Origin of the sequence: uncultured Agitococcus sp. (assembly GCF_937920075.1) — a bacterium.
Lineage (GTDB): Bacteria > Pseudomonadota > Gammaproteobacteria > Pseudomonadales > Moraxellaceae > Agitococcus.
In genome coordinates, this window is record NZ_CALETI010000213.1 from 1 (window position 1) to 7,761 (window position 7,761).

6 protein-coding genes are annotated in these 7,761 nt (G+C 40.0%); 2 read left to right on the forward strand and 4 right to left on the reverse strand.

The window, feature by feature from the left end:
* Positions 1–47 precede the first annotated feature (47 nt).
* The 3 genes from Q0212_RS07805 to Q0212_RS07815 all read right to left on the reverse strand — a co-directional run bounded on the left by Q0212_RS07805 (position 48) and on the right by Q0212_RS07815 (position 2,807).
* The gene (locus Q0212_RS07805) at positions 48–386 is read right to left on the reverse strand and encodes an H-NS histone family protein (protein ID WP_297924234.1); all 339 of its coding nucleotides are present in this window, start codon (positions 384–386) and stop codon (positions 48–50) included.
* A 305-nt stretch (positions 387–691) separates the two neighbouring features.
* On the reverse strand, positions 692–1,243 hold the full coding sequence (gene ssb / locus Q0212_RS07810; protein ID WP_297924236.1) for a single-stranded DNA-binding protein: 552 nt from the start codon (positions 1,241–1,243) through the stop codon (positions 692–694).
* A gap of 214 nt (positions 1,244–1,457) precedes the next feature.
* Entirely contained in the window at positions 1,458–2,807 is a 1,350-nt protein-coding gene (locus Q0212_RS07815) for an MFS transporter (RefSeq protein ID WP_297924244.1), read from the reverse strand.
* Positions 2,808–2,978: 171 nt separating this feature from the next.
* Between Q0212_RS07815 and uvrA the strand changes: the two genes are divergently transcribed.
* Positions 2,979–5,810: an excinuclease ABC subunit UvrA gene (uvrA, locus tag Q0212_RS07820; RefSeq protein WP_297924238.1), complete on the forward strand. Its 2,832-nt coding sequence runs from the start codon at positions 2,979–2,981 to the stop codon at positions 5,808–5,810.
* Between the two features lie 140 nt (positions 5,811–5,950).
* Entirely contained in the window at positions 5,951–6,712 is a 762-nt protein-coding gene (locus tag Q0212_RS07825) for a nitroreductase family protein (RefSeq protein ID WP_297924240.1), read from the forward strand.
* Between the two features lie 51 nt (positions 6,713–6,763).
* Here Q0212_RS07825 and Q0212_RS07830 read toward each other — a convergent pair.
* On the reverse strand, positions 6,764–7,761 hold a 998-nt coding region (locus tag Q0212_RS07830; protein ID WP_297924242.1), incomplete at its 5' end, for a hypothetical protein.

Genomic DNA, 7,761 nt, shown 5'->3' on the forward strand with positions numbered 1-7,761 from the left:
AAAAGCCCCCATATCTGGAGGCTTTACTAATCCTTATAAATCAGCAATCAAATGGCAAAATCTTGTAAATTTTTACCAGATGCAATAGCGGCTGCCAACCAACGTGGTTGTTTGCCACGTCCTGTCCATGTTTCAGCTTCGTTAGCAGGATTACGATAGCGAATTTCAACAGGTTTACGAGGTTTTACAGGTGCATCTTCAACGGTTTCAACTGATTTACCTGATAACAACTCTTCTAAAGTATAACCAAAATCGGCGGCCACTTTTTCTAATTGTGCGCGAGCTGTTTTTAATTGAGCTTTTTTCTTTGATTTAATTAAGCGTTGTGCATCAGCAATAACATCATTTAACTGTTCAATTGTTAGTTGGCTTAAATCAATCGTCATAATAACCTCTTAATTTCACTTTAATTGTAGCATCAATCATATTTTCTGCCTTTGTTATTATTATAGCAGTCCGTGATACCTAGCTGATTTAAATACATATCACTTGATATAAAAGCGATAAAATTAGTTGCAGGGCAAATTGTAACACATTTTAATTTATTTAAAATATCTACTTTTCCACCAATATCGAATTGGTTATCAATTTAAAAAATTTACTAATTATCTATAAATATAATAATTTTAATTTGAGGGTTAATACTAAATTTATAATTAGCTAATAACCCTCAAAAACCACTGATTAATACTTAGAATGGCAAATCATCATCTAAATCATTGGCCATAGGTGCGGGTGCTGCTGGTTGACGAGCTTGGTTGCGGTTGCCGTAAGAACCACCACCACGATTATTGTAGTCATCTTGACCATAGCTATTACTGCCACCGCCATAACTACTACCACCATTATTATTACCATAACTATAATCGTTATTATAATCCCCACCTGATTGATTATTACCACCACGACCATCTAATAATTGCATCACATTAGCTTTAATTTCGGTAGAATAACGATCTTGGCCTGTGGTTTTGTCTTGCCATTTACGAGTATGAATAGAACCTTCAACGTAAACTTTACTGCCTTTACGTAAATACTCACCAGAAATCTCAGCTAAGCGACCATAAAATACAACACGGTGCCATTCTGTCTGCTCTGTTAATTGCCCCGTATTTTTATCTTTCCATGCTTCACTGGTCGCTAATGAAATGCTAGTGACTGTACTACCACTTGCCCCTAAACTACGAACTTCTGGATCACGACCCACTGTTCCTAATAAAATAACTTTGTTTACTCCGCGCATGACGTTTTGCACCCTCTATGGTATTGCTCTACAAAAAAATACTGTTTACTCAATAAGATAACAATGTCTAACTCTGAACAAACGACCACTCGTGTCGTTTAAATTATCTTAATACCAACCAACACTACCGATTAATAGCAATCGATAAATCTTAAATAAAGATTTTTGATTTTGCATCAAAATTAAGGCTGTTGGCAACCTCTTTCATCAAAAACTAACAGCTTATTAATATCTGTTGTAAGTCTTTCTCATTTAACTTGTTTTTATCTATTTTTAAATAGATAACCCCTTCTTGTGCCAAGACCACAGCTTCTTCTACGCCAATAATCGCTTGTAGTTTTGATAATAATTGTGAAGCCTGTTGCGAGTTACAACTTGGGATATTCAGCATCATACTATGTAAAAATCGTGGTGAACGCATAAAAACAGCTAATAACACCCAAAGACTAGTTAACATGGCCAAAATGACATAAGCTAAACTAATATCTTGTTTCGCCCATAATAAGCCACCACAAACCCCACCAAAAAATGCCCCTAAAAACTGACTACTTGAATATATGCCCATTGCCGTGGCCTTGGTGCCTGCAGGTGCAATTTTACTTAACAATGAGGGTAATAAAGCCTCTAATAAATTAAAGGCAACAAAAAACAAACTAATGCCAAATAATAAGCCCCAATAATGTTGGTACTCTATTGCCAATACCAATAAACTGAGCACCATAAGACTAATACCAAAAATAAAAACCTGTTTAATTTTTCGACGTTTTTCGGCAATAATAATGGCTGGAACGGCTGCAATAAAACCACCCAAAACAATCGGTAAATATACCCAACCATGTTGACTGGCAGGCAAATGAGCATACTCGATTAATAAATGCGGCAATAACACAAAACTGGCTGTCATTACCAAATGTAAAATAAAAATACCTGCATTTAAACGGGCTAATTCAGGGTGAAGCAAACTTTGTTTAAACTGTTGCCAATAAGAATCATGATGCTGTTTTATAATCACCGTTGGCTGTGGCACTAAATGTAATAAACTTAAGCCTAAGATAGCTAATACGGATGTTGCCCAAAATAAACCACTTAAACCAAAATGTCCCGCGACTAATGGGCCTAAAATAAAAGCAACCGCAAAGGACATTCCAATACTCATGCCAATCGTGGACATCGCTTTGGTTCGTTGTTCTTCTCGGGTTAAATCGGCCAATAATGCCATAACCACCGCCGAAATTGCCCCTGCTCCTTGAATCGCTCGACCAACAATCACACCCCAAATTGAATCTGCGACTGCCGCTACCGCACCACCAAGCGCAAATAATATCAAGCCAACAATAATTAATAATTTACGATTTATTCTGTCTGCCCATAAACCCACTGGAATTTGTAATACCGCTTGCGTTAAACCATAAATACCGATTGCCAACCCAATTAAAGCGGGTGTTGCACCCTCTAATTTTTGACCATACAAGGCAAAAACAGGAATAATCATAAATAAGCCCAACATTCTTAGCGCAAAAATGCTCGCTAAAATACTGGTTGCTTTACGTTCGCCTTGAGTCATACCGCTCATTAATGACACTCTAAAAATTTTGGGTCGCGTATTATAAGACCGTCGTCTAAGAAAAAATACCACTCTATAGTTGGGTCTCATACAAGTTTTATCTTTGTATAGTGCTTAAATACCTCCGTTATGCCATTATTATCGGCTCTTTGCTTGATGCGTTGATAGAAGATGAACAACTTTATTCGTATTCGTGGTGCTCGTACCCATAATTTAAAAAACATTTCTTTAGATATTCCACGTGACAAATTAGTGGTCATTACAGGTTTATCAGGTTCGGGCAAATCATCGTTAGCCTTTGATACCTTATACGCCGAAGGTCAACGTCGTTATGTCGAGTCTTTATCGGCTTATGCGCGGCAGTTTTTGGCGTTGATGCAAAAACCTGATGTGGATAGCATCGACGGCTTGTCGCCTGCTATTGCTATTGAGCAAAAATCCACTTCGCATAACCCACGTTCTACCGTTGGTACGATTACCGAAATTTATGATTATTTACGTCTATTATATGCACGCGTAGGGACTCCCTATTGCTCTGAACATAACCTGCCTTTAAGTGCACAAACCATTAGCCAAATGGTGGACAATGTTTTAGCCATTACCGAAGGCACAGCGTTGATGTTACTTGCGCCTGTGGTTAGAGATCGCAAAGGTGAACATTTACATATTTTAGAGAGTTTACGCGCACAAGGTTTTGTTAGAGGGCGAATTAATGGCATTGTCGTTGATTTAGATGATGCCCCTGCTTTAGAAAAAACCAAAAAACATACCATTGAAGTGGTGATTGATCGTTTTAAAGTCCGTGCTGATTTAGCTTTACGTTTAGCAGAGTCTTTTGAAACCGCTTTACGTTTAGCTGATGGCGTGGCGATGATTAGTTATATGGATAACAATGGTGAGGATTTAATCTTCTCCTCTAAACATAGTTGTCCGCATTGTGGTTATGCAGTTAGTGAATTAGAACCTCGCTTATTTTCTTTTAATAATCCTGCGGGAGCTTGTCCAAGTTGTGATGGTTTGGGTCATAAAGCCCACTTTGCCGCCGAACAATTAATTTTACATCCCGAATTAAGTCTAAACGAAGGGGTCGTTCGTGGTTGGGACAAACAACATCCCTACTATTTTTTATTGCTTAGTAGTGTTGCCAAACATTATCAGGTTGATATGGATCAAGCATGGCAAGATCTTCCTGCTGCCATTCAAACGATCTTTTTACAAGGCTCGAAAAAAGAAAAAATAAGTTTTGCTTATACCGATGAACGTGGCAACAAACGTTTACGTGAACAACCTTTTGAAGGTATTTTGCCTCATTTAGAACGTCGGTATAAAGAAACCGAATCGCCTGCTGTGCGTGAAGAGCTGAGTCAATATTTAATCACCAGTCGTTGTGATCAATGTGATGGTTCACGTTTGCGTAAAGAAGCACGCTATGTGTATGTTGCCGATAAAAACTTGCCAAGCATTACTCAGTTACCCATTAAAAAAGCGGCTGATTATTTTGAAAATCTGGCCTTAACGGGGCAAAAAGCCGAAATTGCCGACAAGGTTTTAAAAGAAATTCGTGATCGTTTACACTTTTTGGTGAGTGTTGGTTTGGATTATTTGTCTTTAGAACGCTCTGCTGACACCTTATCAGGTGGAGAGGCACAACGTATTCGCCTCGCCTCACAAATTGGTGCGGGCTTGATGGGGGTGATGTATGTGTTAGATGAGCCGTCGATTGGTTTGCATCAACGCGACAATGAGCGTTTATTAAACACGCTGCTGCGTTTACGTGACTTAGGTAATACTGTATTGGTGGTTGAGCATGATGAAGATGCCATTCGTGCTGCCGACCATATTATTGATATTGGCCCAATGGCAGGGGTACATGGTGGTCAAATTATCGCGCAAGGCACAGCCGAAGACATTAAACAAATTCCCGAATCCTTAACTGGCCAATATTTATCAGGCAAAGCCAAAATTGCTGTTCCTAGCCAACGCACAGCCATTAACCCTGAAAAAATTCTCAGTTTGACAGGTGCGACAGGCAACAATCTTAAAAATGTCAGCATTGATATTCCTTTAGGTTTAATGACCTGTGTGACGGGCGTTTCTGGCTCGGGTAAATCGACGTTAATTAACGGCACATTATTTCCCATTACCGCCAAAGCTTTAAATGGCGCATTAAGCTTAAACCCTGCCCCCTACAAAAGCATTACGGGTTTAGAACATTTAGATAAAGTGGTTGATATTGATCAAAGCCCGATTGGTCGTACACCGCGTTCTAATCCAGCCACTTATACAGGTTTATTTACGCCCATTCGTGAACTATTTGCCGCCACTCAAGAAGCACGCTCACGGGGTTATAGTGTGGGCAGATTTTCGTTTAACGTTAAAGGTGGCCGTTGTGAAGCCTGTGAAGGTGATGGTGTCATTAAAGTCGCCATGCACTTTTTACCTGATGTGTATGTGCCTTGTGATGTGTGCCACGGCGAACGTTATAACCGCGAAACCTTAGAAATTCGTTATAAAGGCAAAAATATTTCTCAAGTGCTCAATATGACTGTCGAAGATGCGTTTGCCTTTTTCGAAAGTGTGCCTAGCCTTGCCCGCAAATTACAAACCTTAATGGCCGTGGGTTTAAGTTATATTACCTTGGGACAAGCGGCAACCACCCTGTCTGGTGGTGAAGCACAACGGGTAAAACTGGCTCGTGAATTAGCAAAACGTGATACAGGCAAAACCTTGTATATTTTGGATGAGCCAACAACTGGTTTACACTTCCATGATATTGCTCAACTCCTTGCTGTTCTCAATCAGTTGCGTGATCACGGTAATACTATTGTGATTATTGAACACAACTTAGATGTCATTAAAACCGCTGACTGGCTGATTGATATGGGTTATGAAGGGGGTGATGGGGGGGGTGAAGTAGTCGCCATTGGCACACCAGAACAAGTTGCTGCTGATGAAAAATCACATACAGGGCGGTTTTTAAAGCCTTTGTTGGTACAACAATAATTTGACATTTATCGAATAGTTCGATAACTTTCAAAGCATCTAGTGTATTGCCCCCACCCCGACCCTCTCCCACAGGAGAGGGTGTTTCCTCTAATATTAGGCAATCGCTAATAGCACTTAATTATTGATGAGATTGTATTATGTCCAACACCATTAACGTCAACGGCAAAGAACGTTATTACGAAGCTGCACCCACCGATATTGATGTTGAAAACTTTCGTAAAGTCGTCACTAGCCGCCGTTCGGTACGCAAATTTACCACCAAACCTATTCCTCAACAGGTATTAGATGATTGTTTAGATATGGCTTTACTCGCCCCTTGTTCGTCAGGTTTACAACAATGGGAGTTTTATGTAGTGCGCTCGGCTGATAAAAAAGCCAAATTAGTCAAAGCCTGTATGAGCCAATTAGCCGCCAAAACTGCTGCCGAATTGATTGTTTGTGTAGCGCGTACCGATCGTGTTGATGAATTTGCAAAAAAAATGCTGCGTGAATGGCCAATGCCTGATGTCCCACCTCTTGTTAAACGTTATTACCAATTAATTCCTTACAATTATTCATCTGGCCCATTAAATAGTTTTGCCTATGCCAAAAAAGCAGCCTTTGCTTTGGGTGGATTAGTCGCTGCTGTGCCAAGAGGCCCATATACCAAAAGTGAAGTCGAATTATGGGCAGCAAAAAGTACCGCATTAGCGTGTGAAAACTTAGTGTTAGCGTTTAGAGCGCATGGTTTTGATACATGTATGATGGAAGGCTTTGATGCGGCTCGAGTAAGCAAATTATTAAACTTACAAGACGGTGCTTTTCCGATTATGGTGATTGGTGCAGGTGAGCGTGCGGATGATGGTGTGTTTTGGCCACAAGTAAGGTTTGATAGAAAATTATTTATCCATGAGGTTTAAAAAATAGCCATCTCCTTTGTTAGTCATAACAAAGGAGATGACTTGCTTGAGTTAAGGTTTTCTAGTAATTAAATGACTACCACCTAAAGTCACAATAATATTTTCCGAAGCGGCAATACCCGCCAATGAAGCAGAAGCGAAATTAGCACCATCTGACTCATGCTCCACCGTCCATGTTGCTCCATCTATAGAACTGAGAATAATACGCTTTTCTTTACCTGGACCAACCATTTTGTCTCCCACAGCATATAGTTTTGTACCCGTCCAAACCACATCATTCAAACTATAACCCATCGCTTCAGTCGGCACATTCTGCTCTGTCCATGTTATACCATCACTAGAAGTCATAATACTTTTCGTATCAGATGCCACACCAACGGCAACAAACTGACTACCTGTCCAAATGACATCATTTAAACGCACTGCTAAATCTTTTTTAGCAACCGTCCACGCTGAACCATCATGTCTTAAAATCAAACCTTTGAAACTACTGTCACGCCCAACAATAATCCTTGAGTTCGCATTACCTGCAACACCATTTAGCATTTCTGCTTGCGCTAAACTAAACATACTGCCTTCAGTTGTCCACGTCACACCATTATCCGCAGAACTAAAGACCACATTACCGCCTATGGTAGTTAATTTACCACCTCCCAAACCAACATCATTTAAGCTAAAAATATCACTGCCTGAGGTATTACTTAAATTGCGCCGTGTCCATGTCACACCATCAGGCGAAGTTGCAATTAAAGGTGGTACGGTTTTACCAGACAGAACATCGCCCACCATCACAAATTGAGTGCCATCATAAATCACCGAATTTGCTTGAAAATAGTCTTTATCAACAGGTATTTGCTCTTGCCAAGAAATACCGTCAGTTGAGCTAATAATGGCATTACGCATACCTACAGCAACAAATTTACCTGCGCCAAAACTCACCGAAGTTAACATAGAGCCTGACGGAGATTGTCTTGTTGTCCAAGCACTTGTTGGCGGTAGTGTTACTGATGTAATCGTTATATTATTGGGTGTTGTTACGCTTTGGTTTA